Source organism: Kitasatospora sp. NPDC002551 (assembly GCF_040296005.1).
Classification (GTDB): Bacteria; Actinomycetota; Actinomycetes; order Streptomycetales; family Streptomycetaceae; genus Kitasatospora.
Genome location: NZ_JBEOWI010000038.1, coordinates 13,229 through 34,356, shown reverse-complemented (window position 1 = coordinate 34,356; position 21,128 = coordinate 13,229). Strand labels below are relative to the sequence as shown.

15 protein-coding genes are annotated in these 21,128 nt (G+C 73.0%); 14 read left to right on the top strand and 1 reads right to left on the bottom strand.

Annotation, left to right across the window (positions count from 1 at the left end; genetic code table 11):
• From nrdR to ABT093_RS27560, 13 genes are all read left to right on the top strand, one after another.
• Positions 1 to 498 carry a transcriptional regulator NrdR gene (gene nrdR / locus ABT093_RS27620; RefSeq protein WP_350569069.1) on the top strand — a complete coding sequence of 166 codons (498 nt, stop codon included), beginning with the start codon at positions 1 to 3 and terminating at the stop codon, positions 496 to 498.
• Between the two features lie 214 nt (positions 499 to 712).
• The gene (locus ABT093_RS27615; RefSeq protein ID WP_350569068.1) at positions 713 to 3,595 is read left to right on the top strand and encodes a vitamin B12-dependent ribonucleotide reductase; all 2,883 of its coding nucleotides are present in this window, start codon (positions 713 to 715) and stop codon (positions 3,593 to 3,595) included.
• Between the two features lie 300 nt (positions 3,596 to 3,895).
• Complete coding sequence (locus ABT093_RS27610; RefSeq protein ID WP_350569066.1) at positions 3,896 to 5,554, top strand: sensor histidine kinase; 1,659 nt, start codon at positions 3,896 to 3,898, stop codon at positions 5,552 to 5,554.
• The gene (locus ABT093_RS27605; RefSeq protein ID WP_350569065.1) at positions 5,551 to 5,997 is read left to right on the top strand and encodes a roadblock/LC7 domain-containing protein; all 447 of its coding nucleotides are present in this window, start codon (positions 5,551 to 5,553) and stop codon (positions 5,995 to 5,997) included. Before ABT093_RS27610 ends, ABT093_RS27605 begins: the two co-directional genes overlap by 4 nt.
• Positions 5,994 to 6,383 carry a DUF742 domain-containing protein gene (locus tag ABT093_RS27600; protein WP_350569063.1) on the top strand — a complete coding sequence of 130 codons (390 nt, stop codon included), beginning with the start codon at positions 5,994 to 5,996 and terminating at the stop codon, positions 6,381 to 6,383. The genes ABT093_RS27605 and ABT093_RS27600 overlap by 4 nt, the downstream gene beginning before the upstream one ends.
• Positions 6,364 to 7,041, top strand: coding sequence for a GTP-binding protein (locus ABT093_RS27595; protein ID WP_350569061.1), 678 nt, complete (start codon positions 6,364 to 6,366; stop codon positions 7,039 to 7,041). Before ABT093_RS27600 ends, ABT093_RS27595 begins: the two co-directional genes overlap by 20 nt.
• Positions 7,038 to 8,282: a cytochrome P450 gene (locus ABT093_RS27590; protein ID WP_350569060.1), complete on the top strand. Its 1,245-nt coding sequence runs from the start codon at positions 7,038 to 7,040 to the stop codon at positions 8,280 to 8,282. Before ABT093_RS27595 ends, ABT093_RS27590 begins: the two co-directional genes overlap by 4 nt.
• A 58-nt stretch (positions 8,283 to 8,340) precedes the next feature.
• Complete coding sequence (locus tag ABT093_RS27585; RefSeq protein WP_350569058.1) at positions 8,341 to 9,552, top strand: cytochrome P450 family protein; 1,212 nt, start codon at positions 8,341 to 8,343, stop codon at positions 9,550 to 9,552.
• Positions 9,553 to 9,824: 272 nt separating this feature from the next.
• Positions 9,825 to 11,264 (top strand): ABC transporter substrate-binding protein, encoded by a 1,440-nt coding sequence (locus tag ABT093_RS27580; protein WP_350569057.1) that lies wholly within the window; start codon positions 9,825 to 9,827, stop codon positions 11,262 to 11,264.
• 178 nt (positions 11,265 to 11,442) lie between these two features.
• Positions 11,443 to 12,435: a carbohydrate ABC transporter permease gene (locus ABT093_RS27575; RefSeq protein WP_350569055.1), complete on the top strand. Its 993-nt coding sequence runs from the start codon at positions 11,443 to 11,445 to the stop codon at positions 12,433 to 12,435.
• Positions 12,432 to 13,349, top strand: a complete 918-nt coding sequence (locus ABT093_RS27570; RefSeq protein ID WP_350569053.1) for a carbohydrate ABC transporter permease — start codon at positions 12,432 to 12,434, stop codon at positions 13,347 to 13,349. The genes ABT093_RS27575 and ABT093_RS27570 overlap by 4 nt, the downstream gene beginning before the upstream one ends.
• 170 nt (positions 13,350 to 13,519) lie before the next feature.
• Positions 13,520 to 16,714 (top strand): Ig-like domain-containing protein, encoded by a 3,195-nt coding sequence (locus tag ABT093_RS27565; protein ID WP_350569051.1) that lies wholly within the window; start codon positions 13,520 to 13,522, stop codon positions 16,712 to 16,714.
• A gap of 231 nt (positions 16,715 to 16,945) precedes the next feature.
• Positions 16,946 to 18,568, top strand: coding sequence for a DUF4153 domain-containing protein (locus ABT093_RS27560; protein ID WP_350569049.1), 1,623 nt, complete (start codon positions 16,946 to 16,948; stop codon positions 18,566 to 18,568).
• 95 nt (positions 18,569 to 18,663) lie between these two features.
• On the opposite strand, the gene ABT093_RS27555 is transcribed toward ABT093_RS27560, so the two are convergent.
• Positions 18,664 to 20,202, bottom strand: coding sequence for an MFS transporter (locus ABT093_RS27555; protein WP_502884332.1), 1,539 nt, complete (start codon positions 20,200 to 20,202; stop codon positions 18,664 to 18,666).
• 167 nt (positions 20,203 to 20,369) lie between these two features.
• Here ABT093_RS27555 and ABT093_RS27550 point away from each other — a divergent pair, with 167 nt between their 5' ends.
• Positions 20,370 to 21,062 (top strand): TetR/AcrR family transcriptional regulator, encoded by a 693-nt coding sequence (locus tag ABT093_RS27550; RefSeq protein WP_350569045.1) that lies wholly within the window; start codon positions 20,370 to 20,372, stop codon positions 21,060 to 21,062.
• Positions 21,063 to 21,128 lie beyond the last annotated feature (66 nt).

Below are 21,128 nucleotides of genomic sequence, written 5' to 3'. Positions count from 1 at the left end.
GTGCACTGCCCCTTCTGCCGGCACTCCGACAGCCGCGTCGTCGACAGCCGGACCACCGAGGACGGCAGCTGCATCCGCCGTCGTCGGCAGTGCCCGGACTGCGGCCGCCGCTTCACCACGGTGGAGACGGCCGCCCTGATGGTCATCAAGCGCAGCGGCGTCACCGAGCCGTTCTCCCGGGAGAAGGTCATCTCCGGCGTCCGCAAGGCCTGCCAGGGCCGCCCGGTCACCGAGGACGCCCTCGCCCAGCTCGGCCAGCGGGTCGAGGAGTGCGTGCGGGCCACCGGCAACGCCGAGCTCACCACCCATGACGTCGGGCTGGCCATACTCGGCCCGTTGAAGGAACTCGACGTCGTCGCCTACCTGCGCTTCGCCAGCGTCTACCAGGCGTACGACGGGCTGGAGGACTTCGAGGCCGCCATCGCGGAACTCCGCGCCGAGCGGCCCGCCCCCGAGGCGGACGGCACCCCCGTGTCCGTCGCCGCCGCCGCGCCCTAACCGGCCCGGCCCCTTCACCGGCCCCTTCCGGGGTCGGCAGCACCCACGGCCCCCGCAAGGGCCGACGTGTGCCCGAAAACGGCGCACAGACCATGACAAACCGTGCGTGGCCGGCGAGGACTCCCGCCTGCCCGCACACCGGAAGAGCGAACCAGCCGTGCCCGGACTTTTCAGGGCACTTCGGGCGTTTGCCCAACCAGGAGGAGGAACAGAAGTGACAGACACCACGAGCGGTTCCGCACGCGGGTCGAAGTCCGAGAAGGCCGCGGCCAAGGGCGGCGCCGGCAAGGCCCCCAAGGGCGGCCTGAAGATCGGGCGCATCTACACCACTCCTGGCGTGCACCCTTACGACGAGGTCCGCTGGGAGCGGCGCGACGTCGTCATGACCAACTGGCGCGACGGTTCGATCAACTTCGAGCAGCGCGGCGTCGAGTTCCCCGACTTCTGGTCGGTGAACGCCGTCAACATCGTCACGTCCAAGTACTTCCGCGGCGCCGTCGGCACCCCGCAGCGCGAGTGGAGCCTCAAGCAGATCATCGACCGCGTGGTGCTCACCTACCGCGCCGCCGGTGAGAAGAACGGCTACTTCGCGACCGCGGACGACGCCGAGGTGTTCGAGCACGAGCTGACCCACGCCCTCCTCCACCAGGTGTTCAGCTTCAACTCGCCGGTCTGGTTCAACGTCGGCACCAAGCAGCCCCAGCAGGTCTCCGCCTGCTTCATCCTGGCCGTCGACGACTCCATGGAGTCGATCCTCGACTGGTACAAGGAAGAGGGCATGATCTTCAAGGGCGGCTCCGGCGCCGGCCTGAACCTCTCCCGGATCCGTTCCAGCAAGGAGCTGCTGTCCTCCGGCGGCAACGCCTCCGGTCCGGTCTCCTTCATGCGCGGCGCCGACGCCTCGGCCGGCACCATCAAGTCCGGCGGCGCCACCCGCCGCGCGGCGAAGATGGTCGTCCTCGACGTCGACCACCCGGACGTCGAGGCCTTCATCGAGACCAAGGTGAAGGAGGAGGAGAAGATCCGCGCCCTGCGCGACGCGGGCTTCGACATGGACCTCGGCGGGGACGACATCACCTCCGTCCAGTACCAGAACGCCAACAACTCGGTCCGGGTCAGCGACGAATTCATGACCGCCGTCGAGAACGGCACCGAATTCGGCCTGCGCGCCCGGATGACCGGCGAGGTCATCGAGACCGTCGACGCGAAGAAGCTCTTCCGCAAGATGGCCGAGGCCGCCTGGGCCTGCGCCGACCCCGGCATCCAGTACGACTCGGTCATCAACCACTGGCACACCTGCCCGGAGTCCGGCCGGATCAACGCGTCCAACCCCTGCTCCGAGTACATGCACCTGGACAACTCCAGCTGCAACCTCGCCTCGCTCAACCTGATGAAGTTCCTCCGCGACGACGACTCCTTCGACGCCGAGACCTTCGCCAAGGTCGTCGAGCTGGTCATCACCGCGATGGACATCTCCATCTGCTTCGCGGACTTCCCGACCCAGAAGATCGGCGAGACCACCCGCGCCTACCGCCAGCTGGGCATCGGCTACGCCAACCTCGGCGCCCTGCTGATGGCCACCGGCCACGCCTACGACAGCGAGGGCGGCCGCGCCCTGGCGGGCGCCATCACCTCGCTGATGACCGGCACCGCCTACCGCCGCGGTGCCGAGCTCGCCGGCGTGGTCGGCCCGTACGACGGCTACGCCCGCAACGCCGCCCCGCACCAGCGGGTCATGAAGCAGCACGCGGACGCCTCCAGGGCCGCCGTCTCCTTCGACGACCTGGACGCCCCGGTCTGGGCCGCGGCCACCGAGGCCTGGAACGACGTGCTCCGGGTGGGCGCGCAGAACGGCTTCCGCAACGCCCAGGCGTCGGTGCTCGCCCCGACCGGCACCATCGGCCTGATGATGGACTGCGACACCACCGGCGTGGAGCCGGACCTGGCGCTGGTCAAGTTCAAGAAGCTGGTCGGCGGCGGGTCGATGCAGATCGTCAACGGCACCGTCCCGCGCGCCCTGAAGCGTCTCGGCTACCAGGACGAGCAGATCGAGGCGGTCGTCGCCCACATCGCCGAGCACGGCAACGTGGTCGACGCGCCGGGCCTGAGGGCCGAGCACTACGAGGTCTTCGACTGCGCCATGGGCGAGCGCTCCATCTCCCCGATGGGCCACGTCCGGATGATGGCCGCGATCCAGCCGTGGATCTCCGGCGCCATCTCCAAGACGGTGAACATGCCGGCCTCCGCGACCGTCGAGGACGTCGAGGAGATCTACTTCGAGGCGTGGAAGACGGGCGTCAAGGCGCTCGCCATCTACCGCGAGAACTCGAAGGTCGGCCAGCCGCTCTCGGCCAAGAAGAAGGACGAGGAGAAGAAGGCCGACGAGGCCCCGGCCGCGGTCGAGAAGGTCGTCGAGTACCGCCCGGTCCGCAAGCGCCTGCCCAAGGGCCGTCCGGGCATCACCACCTCCTTCACGGTCGGTGGCGCCGAGGGCTACATGACCGCCAACTCCTACCCGGACGACGGCCTCGGCGAGGTCTTCCTGAAGATGTCCAAGCAGGGCTCGACCCTCGCGGGCATGATGGACGCCTTCTCCATCGCCGTCTCGGTCGGCCTCCAGTACGGCGTGCCGCTGGAGACCTACGTCGCGAAGTTCACCAACATGCGCTTCGAGCCGGCCGGTCTGACCGACGACCCGGACGTGCGGATGGCGCAGTCGATCGTCGACTACATCTTCCGCCGCCTGGCGCTGGACTTCCTGCCGTTCGAGACCCGCTCGGCGCTCGGCATCCACTCCGTCGAGGAGCGCCAGCGCCACCTGGAGACCGGCTCCTACGAGCCGCTGGAGGCCGAGGAGGAGCTGGACACCGAGACGCTCGCCCAGTCCGCCCCGGTCGCGCCGGCCAGGCCGGCCGCCGTCCCGGCCCCGGCCCCGAAGGCCACCCCGGCCCAGGCCCACAACTCGACCGAGCTGATCGAGATCCAGCTGGGCCTGAACGCCGACGCGCCGCTCTGCTTCTCCTGCGGCACCAAGATGCGCCGCGCCGGCAGCTGCTACCTCTGCGAGGGCTGCGGCTCCACCAGCGGCTGCAGCTGAGCACGGCCCGCACCTCGCGGATGAGGTGAGCCACCGCTGAAGGCGGGGCGAGGACACGACGTCCTCGCCCCGCCTTTCGCGTGCGGGGTGACCGAGGGTGGCGGCGGGGTGCCGGGAACGGGGTGAAGTGGTATACGGAGCGTTGCGGGAGGAGACTGACCGTCAACTTGTCGGTTGAGAGCACCGTCTGAATGGATATGATCGGCCGACTGCGTGAACCGAAACACCGCCCGGAGACGTTCCACGACGTCGGCCGGGCGGTCGCGCATTCGCCCGACTTCTGCCGAGGACACCGCACCGATGACAGGACCCACCAGCCCCGACGGCGGGCCGCGCCGTCGACCCGATGTGCGCACCAAGGCCCTGACGGCGGCGGCCGCCCTGCTGGCGGCGGTGGCCGGGCCGGTCGGGGTCACGCGGGCGATCGACGCCGGCCAGCCGCTGACCGCGGGCGCCGTGGCGGCGGTCACGGCGCTCTGGCTGATCGCCGTCTGGCAGGCCGGGAGCGCCACCGAGCGGGCCCGGCGGCTGGAGACCGAGCTGGCCGGGAACGACGAGGAGGCCATGACGGCGCTGGTCGTCGCCGGCGCGGCCAAGCAGGCCGAGACGGCCGCCAAGGCGCGGGCCGCCGCCGCGGAGGCCGAGCGGGACGAGGCGCGCACCGCGCTCGGGCGCGCCGAGGAGGAGGTCACCGCCGCCCGTGCGGAGGCGGCCCGGGCCCGGGCGGAGGCCGAGGCGGAGCGCGCCGAGCGGGCCGCCCTGGACCGGCTGGCCGACGAGGTGCTGCCCGAGCTGGTGAAGCGGCTGCGCGGCGGCGCGACCGTGGACGGCGCGCTGGCCGCCCACCGCGAGCACCCCCAGCGCGCGCTGCTGCGCGCCGTCGCCGAGGAGATCGGCCGCGGCGAGAAGCTGCGGGCCGCCGCGCTGGCGGTCTGCGCGACCGCCGCCGGCCGGGTCCAGGCGCTCGCCACGAGCATGCACGCGGAGCTGCGCGAGATGCAGCACCGGCACGACGAGGAGGTCCTCGGCGATCTGCTGAGCCTGGACCACTCCACCGCCCAGGCCGGCCGGATGGCCGACAGCATCGCGGTGCTCACCGGCGCCCGCTCCGGCCGGCGCTGGGGCAAGCCGATCCCGGTGGAGTCGGTGCTGCGCGGCGCGCTCGGCCGGATCGGGGCCTACCAGCGGGTGCGGCTGCACAGCGCGAGCACCGCCGCGGTGGCCGGGTTCGCCGCCGAGGGCGTGATGCACGCGCTGGCCGAACTGCTGGACAACGCGGCCACCTTCTCCGCCCCGCCGGCCGAGGTGCACGTCTACGTCGAGGAGGTGCCGGCCGGTCTGGCGATCACCGTCGAGGACAGCGGCCTGGGCCTGAGCGACAGCTGGCTGCGCCGCGCCGAACGGGCCGTCTCGGCCGAGCCGCTGGACCTCACCACGCTGTCGGCGGGCACCCGGATCGGCCTCGCGGTGGTCGGCGTGCTGGCCCGCAAGCACGGGCTGCAGATCTCCTTCCGGCCCTCGGCGCGCGGCGGTACCGGCGTGGTGATGCTGATCCCGCAGCAGCTGATCACCCACCCCGCGCCCGACCCGGCGGCCGTTTCCGCACCCGCCGAGCGGACCGCCCGGCCCGTCCCGGGCGCCGCGCGCCCCGCGCTCACCCCCGCCCGTCCGGCGTCCGCCGTTCCCGCCGCGCCGGTGACGGACAGCGGACTGCCGCAGCGCCGCCGCGGTCAGACGCTCGGCTCGGCCGCCCCCGCGGCAGCCCCGGCCGAGCGGCCCGCCCGCCCCGGCGCGGCGGACGCCGCCGCCCGGTTCGGCGCCTTCCGCCGGGCCGCCCGGCCGGCCGCGGACCGTCCGCCGGCCGGGGACACCGCCCCGGCCGAGGACACCCCGGGCACCCGGTCCGCCACCGACCCCGCGTCCGACGTATCCCCCGTCACCGAGAAGGACTCCCGATGAGCAGTGCCACCGACCGCGACCTCGACTGGCTGTTGGAGAACCTGCTGACCAACACGCCCGGCACCCGGCACGCCCTGGTGCTCTCCGCCGACGGCCTCAAGCTCTGCCACACCGCCGGCCTCGGCAACGACCGGGCCGACCAGCTCGCCGCCATCGCCTCCGGCCTGCAGAGCCTGGCGCACGGCGCCTCCATCGAGTTCGGCGACGGCACCGGCGGGGTGCGGCAGTCGATGACCGAGTTCCACGGCGGCGTGCTGTGCATCGTCGCGGCCGGCGAGGGCGCCCACCTCGCCGTGGTCACCGACGAGGACGCCGACGTGGGCGTGGTCGGCCACAACATGCACGGGCTGATCGAGCAGATCGGCGTCCACCTCAGCGCCCCGGCCCGGGAGGACGGCGCGGGCGCCGGGGCCCCGGCCGCCGACGGGAGCGCCCGGGCATGAGCGGGGGCGGGGGGAACACCGACGGGCGTCCGGTCGTGCCGGGCCGGGACGACGACCCGGACCGCCTGTACACCATCACCAGGGGCCGCAGCCGGGCCCCGGAGAACGCCTTCGACCTGGTCACGCTGATCGTCGCCGAGCAGGCGCCGGCGTCGGGCATGCAGTCGGAGCACGCGCGCATCCTGCGGATGTGCGAGGCGCCGACCGCCGTGGTGGAGCTCGCCGCCGAGCTGGCGCTGCCGGTGTCGGTGGTGAAGATCCTCCTCGGCGACCTGCTGGAGGCCGGGTCGATCACCGCCCGCCACCCCCGGTTCGCACCGACCAGGGCCCGGCTGCCCGATCTCGACACGCTGAAGCAGGTACTGCATGGACTCCAACAGCTCTGAGGGCCGGGACGTGCCGGGGACCGGGCGCACGCCGCTGCGCCGCACCGCCGACAACGCGCTGAAGATCGTCGTGGTCGGCGGTTTCGGCGTGGGCAAGACCACCCTGGTCGGCGCGGTCAGCGAGATCCGTCCGCTGAACACCGAGGAGATCATGACCAGGGCCGGTGAGGGGATCGACGACCCCGCCGGCGCCTGGGGCAAGCGGTCGACCACGGTGGCCTTCGACTTCGGCCGGATCACCCTCTCCGCCAGCCAGGTGCTGTACCTGTTCGGCGCGCCGGGACAGGAGCGGTTCTGGTTCCTCTGGGACCGGCTGTTCACCGGCGCCCTGGGCGCGGTCGTGCTGGTGGACACCCGGCGGCTGGAGGACTCCTGGTACGCCATCGACCGGCTGGAGCACCACGGCACCCCGTTCGTCGTCGCCCGCAACAACTTCGGCGAGCCGACCCACACCCTGGCGCAGGTCCGCGAGGCGCTCGACCTGTCGCCCGGGGTGCCGCTGCTGGACTGCGACGCCCGCGACCGGGCGTCCGGCAAGCGGGTGCTGATCGAGCTGGTCCGCCATCTGACCGCCCGGGTCGAGGCCGGGGCGGCGGGCGCCCCCGCCGCCGGCGCGGCCGACCCCGTCCGTGACGTCCTTGAGGAGAGCACCCCGTGACCGAGCCCGCCGCCACCCCGCCGCCGGGCTGCCCGGCGCACGCCGGTGCCGTCCCGCTGTACGGGCCGCGCTTCCAGACCGACCCCTCCCAGGTCTACCGCGAGATGCGGGCCGCCCACGGCCCGGTCGCCCCGGTCGAGCTGGCCGGCGGCGTGCCGGCCTGGCTGGTGATCGGCTACCGCGAACTCCAGCTGGTGACCGGTCAGCCGCAGCTGTTCGGCCGGGACTCCGCCCGCTGGACGGGCTGGTCGGCGATCCCGGAGGACTGGCCGCTGAAGCCGATGATGGCCCCGGTGCCGTCGATCCTCTACACCGAGGGCGAGGAGCACGTCCGGCGCTCGAAGGCGGTCACCGACGCGCTGGCCGCCGTGGACCCGTACGAGCTGCGCAAGCACTGCGAGGAGCTGGCCGACCGCCTGATCGACGGGTTCGCCGGCCGCGGCGAGGCGGACCTGGTCGCGGAGTACGCGCACCGGCTGCCGCTGCTGGTGCTCTGCCGGGTGCTCGGGCTGAGCGAGGAACGGGCGCCGGTGCTCATCGAGAGCCTGCTGACCATGCTGGACGGCGGTCCGGACGCGCCGGCCGGCGCGCAGCGGCTGCTCGCGGTGATGCTGGAGCTGGTGGAGGAGAAGGTCCGGTACCCGGGCGACGACATCGCCTCGCGGATGCTGGCGCACCCGGCCGGCCTGACCCACGAGGAGGTCATGCGGGACCTGCGGGTGCTGCTGATCGCCGGTCACCAGCCGTCCTCGTACTGGGTCTCCAACGCGCTGCGGCTGATGCTGACCGACGAGCGGTTCGCCGCCTCGCTGTCCGGCGGGCGGCGCAGCATCAGCCAGGCGCTGAACGAGGCGCTCTGGGAGGACACCCCGACGCAGATCTTCGCCGGCCGCTGGGCGGTGCGGGACACCCGGCTCGGCGGGCAGCGGATCGCCGCCGGGGACATGCTGCTGCTGGGCTTCGCGGGCGCCAACGCGGACCCGTCGGTGCGCCGGCCGGACGGGCGCCCGGCCGAGGGCAACCGGGCGTACCTGAGCTACTCGTACGGCGAGCACGGCTGCCCGTTCCCGGCCCAGGAGGCGGCCGAGGTGATCGCGACGACGGCGGTCGAGGTGCTGCTGGACCGGCTGCCGGACCTGCGGCTGGCGGTGGCCGAGCACGCGCTGGTGTGGCGGCCGTCGGCCTGGGTGCGCGGGTTGGTGGCGCTGCCGGTGTCGTTCACCCCGGGGTACGCGGGCTGACCCGCGAGCGCGGCAGGACGAGCCCCCTGGACCCCGAAGCGAAGGAGATCCTCAAGCGATGACCGCCCCTGCCCCGATCGCCCTCGACCCGCTGGCGCGGGACAACGCCGCCGAGGGCGCGCTGCTGCGCGCCGCCGGCCCGGTGGTACCGGTGGAACTGCCCGGCGGTGTCGCCGCCTGGGCGGTGACCCGGCACGCGGCCGCCCGTGAACTGCTGACCGATGCCCGGCTGGTGAAGGACGCCCGGCACTGGGCGGCGTACCGGCGCGGCGAGGTGCCGACGACCTGGCCGCTGATCGGCCTCGCGGTGCCGGGCCCGAGCATGGTGACCACCGACGGTGCCGAGCACCGCCGGCTGCGCGCCCTGGTGGCGCACGCGTTCACCCCGCGCCAGGTGGAGCTGATGCGCCCGCGGGTCGCGGCGATCACCGGCGGGCTGCTGGACGGCCTGGCGGCGGGGGAGCCGGTGGTGGACCTGAAGTCCGCCTTCGCCTTCCCGCTGCCGATGACGGTGATCTGCTCGCTGCTGGGCGTGCCCGAGTCGGAGCACGCCCACCTGCGGGACCTCTACGAGCGGTTCTTCGGCGCCCGGCCGAACCCGGAGGGCATCCAGGCGACCATCGCCGGGCTGAACGCCTTCGTCAACGGCCTGGTGGCGCGGCGCCGGGCGACCCCCGGCGACGACCTGGCGAGCGTGCTGCTGCTGGCCGACGCGGAGGGCGGGGCGCTGACCGACGCCGAGGCGGCGGCCACCCTGCGGGTGATCATCGCGGCGGGCCACGAGACCACGGTGAACCTGATCGGCAACGCGGTGCGGGCGCTGCTCTCCCACCCGGACCAGCTGGCGCTGGTGCGGGAGGGGAAGGTCGGCTGGGACGCGGTGGTGGAGGAGTCGCTCCGCTGGACGCCGCCGACCAGCAACTTCCTGTTCCGCTTCGCCGCCGAGGACGTGCCGGTGGGGGACGCGGTGATCCCCCGGGGCGAGCCGGTGCTGATCTCGTACAACGCGATCGGCCGGGACCCGGCGCAGCACGGGGTGACCGCCGAGCTGTTCGACGTCACCCGGGATCCGATCCGGCACCTGTCCTTCGGCCACGGTCCGCACGTCTGCCCGGGCTCGCCGCTGGCCCGGCTGGAGGCGGGGATCGCGCTGCCGGCGCTGTTCGAGCGGTTCCCGGGGCTGTCCCTCGCGGTGCCGGACGAGGAGCTGCGGCCGAGCGGCTCGCTGGTGGTGAACGCGCTGAAGGAGATTCCGGTCCGGCTCTTCTGAGGAAGAATCGTTTCTTCGCAGAGTGGAGCCGTCGTCGCCCGGCCCCCGTTCGGCCCCGTCCGGTCCTTCCGGGCGGGGCCGTCGGCGTCCTGGGTCACAACTGGGGCACGCGGGAGTGAAGGGCGGGTCCGGACCTTGGCGACAGGTGGCCGCTGCGTTAACGTCTTTGGATCGGCCGGCCGCCGCGTCCATGACGAATGTCCAACTCCTGTACAGCGCATTGTCGTTCCGTCGTACAGCCGAGCGCTCACGCCCTGGCGAGGAGGACCGCGTTGACTCCCACCCCGACCGTGCCGTCCACGACCGAGCCCGTACCGCCCGCTTCCCGCGCACCACAGGCCGCCCGTCGGCGCAGACGCCGCCCGCTCGCCGCGGTGGCGCTGCTGGCCGCCGCGGCGCTGACCGCGGCCTGCTCCAACAGTTCGGACAGCTCCGGGAGTTCGGGGGGTTCGGGAGACGCCGGCCAGACCCTGTCCGGGGACTGCGCCAAGTACCAGCCGTACGCCGGGCACGCCGGCAAGACGGTGACGATCTTCGCCTCGATCCTCAGTCCGGAGTCGGACAACCTGGAGAAGTCCTGGGCGGAGTTCAGCAAGTGCACCGCCATCAAGATCAGTTACGAGGGCAGCAACGACTTCGAGTCCCAGCTGCCGGTGCGGGTGAGCGGCGGCAACGCCCCGGACTTCGCGATCATTCCGCAGCCCGGCCTGCTGGCGCAGATGGTCAAGAGCGGCAAGGTGGCCAAGCCGCCGGCGCAGACCGTCGCCAACCAGGAGAAGTGGAGCCCGGTCTGGAAGACCTACGGCTCGGTCAACGGCACCTTCTACGCCGCGCCGATGAGCGCCAACATGAAGTCCCTGGTCTGGTACTCGCCCAAGGCGTTCAAGCAGGCCGGCTACGCCGCCCCCAAGACCTGGGCCGACCTGATGGCGCTCAGCGACCGGATCGCCAAGGCGGGCGGCGGCAAGCCCTGGTGCGGCGGCATCGCCTCCGGCACGGCCACCGGCTGGCCGGCCACCGACTGGCTGGAGGAGGTGGTCCTCGGCTCGTACGGCGGTGAGGTGTACGACCAGTGGGTGAACCACCAGGTGAAGTTCTCCGACCCGAAGATCGCCGCGGCGATGAAGACGGTCGCCGACTGGATGCAGAACCCGGCCTGGGTGAACGGCGGTTACGGTGACGTGAAGTCGATCGCCACCACGACCTTCCAGGACGCGGGCGCGCCGATCCTCAGCGGCAAGTGCTTCATGCTCCAGCAGGCGTCCTTCTACAAGGCGCAGTGGCCCAAGGACACCAAGATCGGCCCGGAGGGGGACATCTTCGCCTTCCAGCTGCCCGCGGTGAACCCGTCGGTGGCCAGCCCGGTGGAGGGCGGCGGGGAGTTCCTCACCGCGTTCGCGAGCCGGCCCGAGGTGCAGGCGGTGCAGAACTACCTGTCCAGCAGCGACTGGGCGAGCAGCCGGGTGCGGACCGCGACCGGCTGGGTTTCGGCCAACCAGGGCGTGGACAAGAGCCTGTACACCGATCAGATCGACCGGCTCTCCGCCGACGCGCTCACCGACCCGGCGGCGACGTTCCGGTTCGACGGGTCGGACCTGATGCCGGCCGCGGTCGGTGCCGGGCAGGAGTGGAAGTCGCTCACCGCCTGGTTCGCCGAGGGCCAGTCGATCCAGAAGACCGCCGCGGACATCGACGCCGCCTGGCCGCAGTAAGGGCGCACGCCGTCGCGCCGGCGGCGCGCCGCAGGACCACCTGCCGAAGGGCGGTGCGGGGCCACCCACCCGCACCGCCCACCCCTCGCCGACCCGCTCCGCACCGCGCGCGGGGAGGCACCGCTTGCGCATGTCCCGGTTCCCCGTTCCGCCCTCCGTTGGGAAAGGACGTCCCGCCATGTCCCTCTCCGCCGGCGCCTGGGGCGACGCGATGGTCAAGTTCGGCAACAGCTTCGGAGCGATCGCCGGCTTCCTCGGCATCCTGTTGCTGGTCTTCCTGGTCGCCGGCCGCGCCTCCGGCCGGATCGCCCGCCCGCTGGCCGTGCTGGTGCTGCTCGGCCCGGCGCTGGTGCTGCTGCTGGTCGGCCTCGTCGCCCCACTGGTCCGCACGGTCTACCTGAGCCTCTACAGCGACGACAGCAGCCGCTTCGTCGGCGGCGAGAACTTCGGCTGGGCGCTCACCAGCGACTCGGTGCGCGACGTGCTGGTCAACACCCTGCTCTGGCTGGTGATCGCCCCGCTGGCGGCCACCGGGCTGGGACTCGTCCTGGCCCTGCTGGTGGACCGGATGCGCGGCCAGGCGCTCTACAAATCGCTGATCTTCATGCCGATGGCGATCTCGCTGGTCGGCGCCTCGATCATCTTCAAGTTCGTCTACGAGTCGCGCGATCCCTCGCAGAAGCAGATCGGCCTGCTCAGCCAGCTGGCGATCGCGCTCGGCTGGGACGATCCGCCGAACTGGATGCTTTCCCAGCCGCTCAACACCTTCCTGCTGATGGCCGTCATGGTGTGGGTGCAGACCGGCTTCGCGATGGTCGTCCTCTCGGCGGCCATCAAGGCGATCCCGGACGAGGTCACCGAGGCGGCCCGGCTGGACGGCGCCCGGGGCGTGCGGCTGTTCTGGTACGTCACCGTGCCGATGATCCGCACCACGGTGGTGGTGGTGCTGACCACGGTGATGATCACCACCCTGAAGGCCTTCGACATCGTCCGCACCATGACCGGCGGCAACTTCGGCACCCAGGTGCTGGCCAACGAGATGTACTCGCAGTCCTTCGTCCAGTTCAACACCGGGCGGGGCAGCGCGCTGGCGGTGATCCTCTTCCTCGCGGTGCTGCCACTGGTGGCCTACAACATCCTCCAGCTGCGCAAGGAGCGTGCGGTCCGATGAGCGTACGGCGCGACGGCAACGCCGTCCGGAAGGCCTTCTCCTCCCCGCTCGCCTCGGTCTTCGTGATCGCGGTGACGGTGCTGTGGACCCTCCCCACCGTCGGGCTGCTGGTCACCTCGCTGCGCCCGAAGCAGGACGTCACCGCCGACGGCTGGTGGAACGCCCTGCTCCACCCCGACCTCGGCCTGGACAACTACCACACGGTGCTGTTCGAGGGCGGCTCCGGCGTCTCGACCGGTCTGATGCCCTTCCTGGTGAACTCGCTGGCGATCAGCGTGCCGGCCACCCTGTTCCCGCTGGCGCTGGCGGCGATGGCCGCGTACGCCCTGGCCTGGGTGCGGTTCCGGGGCAGCGACACGCTGTTCTTCGTGGTCTTCGCGCTCCAGGTGGTGCCGCTGCAGATGGCGCTGATCCCGCTGCTCCAGCTGTTCTCGGGCGGGGCGCACCTGGGTTCGCTGACCCTGCTGCCGGCGCTGGACCTCAAGGGCACCTACGCGCCGGTCTGGCTGGCGCACACCATGTTCGCGCTGCCGCTGGCGATCTTCCTGCTGCACAACTTCATCGCCCAGCTGCCGCGCGACCTCATGGAGGCGGCGGTGGTGGACGGCGCCTCGCACTTCAAGATCTTCCGGTCCATCGTGCTGCCGCTCTGCACGCCCGCGCTGGCCTCCTTCGCGATCTTCCAGTTCCTCTGGGTCTGGAACGACCTGCTGGTGGCGCTCACCTTCGCCGGCGGCACACCGGAGGTGGCGCCGATGACGGTCCGGCTGGCTCAGCTCTCCGGCTCCTTCGGCGGGCGGTGGGAACTGCTCACGGCGGGGGCGTTCCTGTCGATCGTGATCCCGCTGGGGGTGTTCTTCGCGCTCCAGCGGTACTTCGTGCGAGGCCTGCTGGCGGGTTCGGTCAAGGGGTGAGCCCGGTCAAGGGGTGAGCCCGGTCCGGCCGGGAGCCGGGGCGGCTTTTGCCGGGGGAACGTCGGGGTTCACGCCGTTCGGCGGCGAATGCGGCGGTTCCGTGGACAGGGTCGGCGGCCAACCGGTACACCGTTGGGGGGAGTTGGCCGAGACGGCACAGGGGGGCGGTCATGGCGGACACGGACACCGGCACACCCGCACGGGCGGGTACGAGCGAGGGCAGGGGCGGCCGGGGGTGGTGGCGGCGGGCCGTGGGCCTGCTGGCGGCCCTCGCCGCGGCGGCGGCGCTGGCCGGCGGGCCGGGCGCGCCCCCGGCGGCGGCCGCCACGGCGACCCTGGGCAGCACCGAGCCCGGCACCGCCACCGACTCCGCGGACTCCCACCACCTCAACGCCTCGCGCTACGTGACCGGTTCGTCCGGCGGCACGGTCAGCAGCATCTCCGTGTACGTGGACAGCGTGGACGCCGCGCCGAACAACCGGTTCCAGACGGCGATCTACCGGGACAACGGCGGCAGCCCGGGGGCCCTGCTGGCGAGCAGTGACACCGCGACCCTCACCGGGCCGGGCTGGAACAGCGTCCCGGTGGCGGCAACCCTGGCCGCCGACACCCCCTACTGGCTGGCCTACAACACCAACGGCTCCGGCCCGGCCGTCAACAACCTGCGCTACCGCCCGGGCGGCACCAGCGCCTACAACGGCGGTCAGACGTTCGGCAGTTGGCCGGCCACCGCGGGTGCGGTCACCACCGCCGCCGTGAGCTTCTCGATCCACGCCACGTACACCGCCGAGGTGGCCCCGCCAGCCCCGGCCCCGGGCGCCGGACCGGGCGCGGAGGGCCCGATCCTGCTGGTCACCAGCCAGGCCAACCCGTACACCCGCTACCTGGCGGAGATCCTCAAGGCGGAGGGCCTGAACGCCTACCGCCAGGTGGACATCTCGGCCGTCACCGCGGCGGTGCTGGCCTCCGCCGACGTGGTGCTGCTCGGCGAGATGCCGCTCACCGCCGCCCAGGCGAACCTGTTCGGCAGCTGGACCAACGGCGGCGGCCGGCTGGTGGCGATGCGCCCGGACAAGCAGCTCGCGCCGCTGTTCGGACTCACCCCGGCGGCCGGCACCCGCGCCGACGCCTACCTCAGGGTGAACACCGGAGCCGCGCCCGGCGCGGGGATCACCGGCGAGACCATGGGCTACCACGGCGCCGCCGACCTCTACACGCTGAACGGGGCCACCGCCGTCGCCACCCTCTACGAGGACGCGGCGACCGCGACCGCCAACCCGGCCGTCACCCTGCGCGCGGCCGGCAGCGGCCGGGCCGCCGCGTTCAGCTACGACCTGGCCAGGTCGGTGGTGCTGACCCGCCAGGGCAACCCCGCCTGGGCCGGCCAGCAGCGCGACGGCGTCGACGGCTACCAGGCCAGCGAGATGTTCTTCGGCACGGGCGGCCAGCCGGACTGGAACGACCTCGACAAGGCGCTGATCCCGATCGCCGACGAGCAGCAGCGGCTGCTCGCCAACCTGCTCACCCAGCTGGCCTCCCACGACAAGCCGCTGCCCCGGTTCTGGTACTTCCCGCGCGACGTCAAGGCCGTCGTGGTGATGACCGGCGACGACCACGGCGTCGGCGGCACGGCCGGCCGCTGGGACGGCTACCTCGCGCAGAGCCCGCCGGGCTGCTCCGTCGCCAACTGGGAGTGCGTCCGGGGCTCCTCGTACGTCTACACGGACGACCCGCTCACCCCGGCCCAGGCCAAGGCGTACAGCGACCAGGGCTTCGAGATCGGCGTGCACGTCACCACCGACTGCCGCCCCTGGGGCAGCACCTCGGCGCTGCAGGGCCGCTACCGCGACCAGCTGGCCGCCTGGCGGGCCAAGTACCCGAACCTGCCGAACCCGTCGAGCAGCCGGACGCACTGCGTGGAGTGGGACGACTGGGCCACCCAGGCGAAGACCAAGCTGGCCAACGGGATCCGGCTGGACACCGACTACTACTTCTACCCGTCGAACTTCACCCAGGACCGGCCCGGTTACTTCAACGGCACGGCCCAGATCATGCGCTTCGCGGACACCGACGGCAGTGTGATCGACGAGTACCAGGCCACCACCCAGCTCACCGACGAGTCCGGCCAGACGTACCCGGACACCGTCACCACCCTGCTCGACGCCGCGTACGGCTCCCAGGGCTACTACGCGGCGCTGACCGCCAACCTCCACACCGACTTCGCGGCCTCCGCGGCCTCGGACGCGGTCGTCGCCGCCGCCAAGGCACGGGGCGTGCCGGTGGTGTCCGGCCGGCAGATGCTCACCTGGCTGGACGGGCGCAACGGCTCGGCGTACTCCGGGCTCTCCTGGCACCCGGGCGGGTCGGGCGGGGGCTCGCTGACCTTCGACATCACCGGCGGGGCCACCGGGCTGCGCGCCATGCTGCCGTTCGACGCGGCCTCCGGCACGCTCACCGGCATCACCTCCGGGGGCCGGCCGGTGCCGTACCGGATCGAGACGGTCAAGGGCGTGGCGTACGCGTTCTTCGACGGCGCGGTGGGTTCCTACACGGCCGAGTACGGCCACGACTCCACCGCGCCGACGGTGATCGGCACCACCCCGGCCGGCGGTGCGGAGGGGGTGGCGCCGGGGACGGCGGTGCGGTTCTCCTTCGGCGAGCCGCTGGACCCGGCGAGCGTGACCGGCGCCTCGGTCACCCTGCGGCCCTCGGCGGGCGGCGCGGCCGTCGCGGGGACGGTCGCCCACGACGCGGCCGCGAGCGGCGTGGTGTTCACCCCCGCCGCCCCGCTGGCGCTGACCACCGGGTACACCGCGACCGTCCAGGGCGTCCGGGACCTCGCCGGGAACGCGCTGGCGGGGCCCTACGCGTTCGCGTTCACCACCGGGGGAGCGGAGCCGCGCAGGATCGGCAACGCCACGGTCGGCTCGCTGATCGACGACACCGACTCCAACCACCTGAACGGCAGCCGGGTGACGACCGGCGCCGAACCGGTGCGGCTCACCGCGCTGAGCGTGCACGTCGGGCCGGTCGGCGCGGGGCCGAACGACCAGTACCAGCTGGCCGTCTACACGGACGCGGGCGGCTCGCCCGGGTCGCTGGTCGCCCGCACCGGGACCGGCACGCTGACCGCCAACGCGTGGAACTCGCTGCCGGTGGACCTCACGCTGAGCGCCGGCACCTCGTACTGGTTCGTCTACAACAGCAACGGGACGAGCTCCGCGGTCAACAACATGAACTACTCGACGGGTGCCGTCGGGCAGGGCGCGTACAGCAACACCGTGGTGCCGTTCGGGACGTGGCCGGCGGACTTCGGCCCGGCGGTGAAGGACGCGTTCCGCTACTCGCTGTACGGGACGTACTGACGCGGGAGCCCCGGGCCGACTCCGGTCCGGGGCGGTGTCCGGGCAGCGGACCCGGCTCTGTCACAGGGGTGTGACAGAGCCGGGCCGAACGTTTTTGAACCTGTTCAGAATGGTCTACAGTCGGCTTCGGCCGTGGTGCCCGGTGCTCTCGCCGGTCTGGTTCCGCGTGCCCGTCGGCGGACCGCCCGGAGGGTGGGTTCCGCACGCCCACCCGACCTCTGAGGGGGACCCATGTCCGGATTCAGCGCACCCGCGGCGGACGGAACGCCGCCCGGCGGTGCCGGGGGCGGACCGGGCCACGGTCCCGCCGCCGGGCCGTACCGGGCGCCCGGTACGCCCGCGCCGCAGCCGTTCGCCTGGCTGCGGCCCAGCGAGCCGGAGCGCAAGGCCCCGGCCACCGGCCGGACGGTGGCGGCGGCGGTGCTGACCGGTCTGCTCACGTCCTGGCTGCTGGCCGCCGGACTCGGCGTCAACCTGCTGCTCTGCGCCGCGTTCGCCGCCACCGGCGCCGGGATCGCCGCCCGCACGGCCGGCCGCCGCCCGCGCGTCTGGACCTTCGCGTGGAGCGCGCTCGCGCTCGCCCTGCTCGCCGTCCCGGCGCTCTGGGAGGCCGGCTGGCCGGTGCTGCTGAGCACGGTCTGGGCCGTCGGCCTGGCCTCCCTCGCGCTGCACGGCGGACGGCGCTGGAGCGGCGTCCTGCTCGCGCTGCCGGGCCTGCTCTGGCAGCTCCTCCCGGGCCTGGTGTGGGCCCGGGGGGCCCTGCGCGGGCGCGGCGCCGCCGGTCGCGGCCGGGCGGTCGCGGCGCTCAAGGGGGGCCTGGTGGCGGCCGTGCTGCTGGTCGTCTTCGGAGCCCTGTTCGCCGGCGCCGACGCGGCCATGGCCGACGTCCTCGGGAGTCTGGTGCCCAGCGTGGAGCTCGGCGAGTTCCCGCTCCGCGCGGTCCTGTTCGTCCTCGGCCTGACGACCGCGCTGGGCTTCGCCCACATCGCGGCCGGCCCGCGCCGCTGGGACCGCACGCCGGTCCGGCCGGGCCGGGCCAGGGGCCGGCTGGAGTGGGCGCTGCCGCTGGCCGCGCTGAACCTGATGTTCGGCGCCTTCGCCGTGGTGCAGGCGGTGGTGGTGCTCGGCGGCGGGGAGGCGGTGCTGGAGCGCACCGGGATGAGCCGCTCCGAGTACGCCCGGCAGGGCTTCTGGCAGCTGCTGGTGGTCACCGTGCTGACCCTGGTGGTCGTCGCGGTCGCCAAGCGCTGGGCGCCGCGCGCGACCGAGGCCGACCGCCGGCTGGCGCGGCTGCTGCTCGGCGCGCTCTGCCTGCTGACCCTGGTCGTGGTGGCCTCGGCGCTCGGGCGGATGTGGTTCTACGTGGACGCCTCCGGGCTGACCGTGCTGCGCCTGTGGGTGCTGGCCGTCGAGATCTGGCTGGGCGTGGTCTTCCTGCTGCTGATCACGGCGGGCCTGACGCCGTCGGCCGGCTGGCTGCCGCGCGCGGTGGTGCTCAGCGCGGCGCTGGCCGCCGCCGGGTACGGGCTGATCGGGCCGGACGCGCTGGTCGCGGAGCAGAACGTGGCCCGCTTCGAGCGGACCGGGACGATCGACCTGCGCAACGTCCGCAGCCTCTCGCCGGACGCCGTCCCGGCGCTGGACCGGCTGCCGGGGGACTACCGGACCTGCGCGCTGGGCGTCATCGCCGCCGGCCTGGAGCACGACGGTCCCACCCCCTGGTACGCCGGCAGCCTGGCGGGCGCGCGGGCCCGGGACATCCTCGCCGGGCGTCCGACAGCCGACCGCCTCGTGGACCGCGGGTACGCCTGTGACCGGGTCGGGCTGCGCCACGGCGAGGTCTTCGGGGGCTGAGCCCGGCGGGGACGGCACGGGGCCGGCCGGGAGCGTTCTGCTCCCGGCCGGCCCCGTGCCGTCCGTCCGCCCGCCCCCCACGGGCGGGCGGCCGGTCAGTGCATCGCGACACCGGCGGTGTCCGACGGCAGGTCGGCGGCCTTGGCCTTGACCACGACGGCGGCGACCACGAAGGCGACGACCGCCATCACGGCGCCCACGATGAAGCCGTGCGAGATGCCCTGCGCGAGCACCTCGTTGGCCGCGGTGGTGCCCTTGGGGAACTCGTGCTTCTCCGCCAGCCAGGCCTGTTGCTCCGGGGTGGCGGTGGCCAGGAAGCCGGGCAGCTGCGCCGCGCCCTCCTTGGTCGCGTAGTGCGCGAACACCGTGGTCAGGATCGACAGGCCGAGCGAACCGCCGATCTGCTGCATGGAGTTCAGCAGACCGGAGGCGGCGCCCGTCTCCTGGCCGGAGACGCCCGCGACGGCGAGCAGCATCACCGGGACGAAGACCAGGCCCATGCCGAAGCCGAAGACGACCGTGGGGCCGAGGATGCCGTCCACGTAGCCGCTGTCGGCGTCCATGAAGGTCAGCCAGCCGAGCCCGACGGCGACCAGCAGCGAGCCGCCCGCCATGAACGGCTTCGGGCCGTACTTGACCTGCAGGCTGGAGGCGAGCTGGGCGGCCACGATGATCGACGCGCTGATCGGCATGAACGCGAAGCCGGCCTTGAGCGGGCTGTAGTCCAGCGGACCCTGCACGAAGAGGGTGATGTAGAAGAAGATGCCGAACATGGCGGCGGCCAGGCAGAGCATCATCACCAGGCCGCCGGTGCGGTTGCGGTCGGCGAACAGCTTCAGCGGGGTGATCGGCTGCGCGGTGCGGGTCTCGATGACCACGAACGCGGCCAGCAGGATCAGGCCGGCGGCGAAGGAGCCGAGCGTCAGCCCGTCCGACCAGCCGTCCGACGCCGCGCGGATGAAGCCGTAGACCAGGCCGACCAGGCCGAGCGTCGAGGTGAGCGCGCCGGGCAGGTCGAAGCGGCCCGGGTGGCGCTCCGACTCGGCGATGAAGCGCGGCGCGGCGAACGCGATGAGGACGGCGATCGGCACGTTGACGAAGAACACCCAGCGCCAGTCGAGGTACTCGGTGAGCACACCGCCGGCCAGCAGGCCGATCGCGGCTCCCGAACCGGCCACCGCGGAGAACACGCCGAAGGCCCGGTTGCGTTCGGGCCCTTCGTCGAAGTTGGTGGCGATCAGCGCGAAGGCGGTCGGCGAGCAGATCGCGCCGCCGATGCCCTGGAGCGCGCGGGCGGCCAGCAGCATGCCGCCGTCCTGCGCGAAGCCGCCGAGCAGCGAGGCCAGGCCGAACAGCAGCGTGCCGGCGATGAAGACCCGGCGCCGGCCGAGGATGTCGCCCGCGCGCCCGCCGAGCAGCAGCAGGCCGCCGAAGGTCAGCGTGTAGGCGTTGATCACCCACGACAGGTTGGTGGTGGAGAAGTCCAGCGCGTCCCTGATCTGCGGCAGGGCGATGTTCACGATGGTGGCGTCGAGCACCACCATCAACTGCGAGGCCGCGATGACGGTCAGCGTGATGCCCTTGTTCGGGCTGCGGCCGCTTCGCGACGGGGTCTTGCTGAGCGTGTCGGAGATAGCCAAGTTGATGCCCCCTGCTGGCTATTGCTTCGTATGCTGCGGACCCTCGGGTCCGGCGCGGCCCGACGGCGTCCCGCGGGCTATGAAGGAACGGAATCGTTCACTACTGTGGACGATAGCGTTGGCGAGATTATGAACGCAAGCGTTCCTTAGGGTTGGTGACGATGGATCAGTTGGTTCGGCAGCAGGCGGCGGGCCGCCCCGCCGGCCCGGCGGCGCAGCGGGCGCCCGAGGCCGTGCGGTCCTCCTGCCCCGTCCAGGTCGTCGCCGGGGCCCTGGGCCGGCCGGCGCGGCGGCGGGGGAGGGAGCTGGAGCTGGCGATCTTCGAGGCGACGCTCGATCAGCTCACCTCCGGCGGGTTCGCGCGGCTGACGATGGAAGGCGTCGCCGGCGCGGCGCGGACCGGGAAGGCCGCGCTGTACCGGCGGTGGGCGTCCAAGGTGGAACTGGTCATCGACGCCCTGGACTCCACTCTCCCACGCCCTGCCGACACCCCCGCGCTCGGGTCCGCCCGTGAGGAACTGCACCACCTCGTCGAGGGTTTCGTCTCCGTCGCGAGCTCCCGGGCGGGCGGTGCGATGAGCGCGGTGCTGGCCGAGCTGGACCACGAGCAGGCGGAGCTGTTCAAGGACTTCATGGCCCAGCGGATGCTGCAGCCGACCAAGGACGTGATCCTGGACATCCTGCGCCGGGGTGCCGCCCGCGGCGACGTCCGGGCCGACGCCGCCACCCCGGTGGTCGCCGACGTCGTCCCGGCGATGCTGCTGTACCGGGTCAAGGTCCTGGGCTGCCGGATCGGCCCCGAGTTCGTCGACCAGCTGGTCGACGAGGTGCTGGTCCCGCTGATCCGGCCCTGAGCGTCCCCGGGCCCGTCCGGGGCCGCCCGGGCCTGCGGGCGGTTGGCATAGGCTGGAGGCCGACCA

Coding starts and splice junctions, on each gene's coding strand:
- ABT093_RS27565 (WP_350569051.1), top strand. CDS start 13,520: ATGGCGGACACGGACACCGGCACACCCGCACGGGCGGGTACGAGCGAG.
- ABT093_RS27570 (WP_350569053.1), top strand. CDS start 12,432: ATGAGCGTACGGCGCGACGGCAACGCCGTCCGGAAGGCCTTCTCCTCC.
- ABT093_RS27595 (WP_350569061.1), top strand. CDS start 6,364: ATGGACTCCAACAGCTCTGAGGGCCGGGACGTGCCGGGGACCGGGCGC.
- ABT093_RS27560 (WP_350569049.1), top strand. CDS start 16,946: ATGTCCGGATTCAGCGCACCCGCGGCGGACGGAACGCCGCCCGGCGGT.
- ABT093_RS27610 (WP_350569066.1), top strand. CDS start 3,896: ATGACAGGACCCACCAGCCCCGACGGCGGGCCGCGCCGTCGACCCGAT.
- ABT093_RS27575 (WP_350569055.1), top strand. CDS start 11,443: ATGTCCCTCTCCGCCGGCGCCTGGGGCGACGCGATGGTCAAGTTCGGC.
- ABT093_RS27600 (WP_350569063.1), top strand. CDS start 5,994: ATGAGCGGGGGCGGGGGGAACACCGACGGGCGTCCGGTCGTGCCGGGC.
- ABT093_RS27585 (WP_350569058.1), top strand. CDS start 8,341: ATGACCGCCCCTGCCCCGATCGCCCTCGACCCGCTGGCGCGGGACAAC.
- ABT093_RS27605 (WP_350569065.1), top strand. CDS start 5,551: ATGAGCAGTGCCACCGACCGCGACCTCGACTGGCTGTTGGAGAACCTG.
- ABT093_RS27550 (WP_350569045.1), top strand. CDS start 20,370: ATGGATCAGTTGGTTCGGCAGCAGGCGGCGGGCCGCCCCGCCGGCCCG.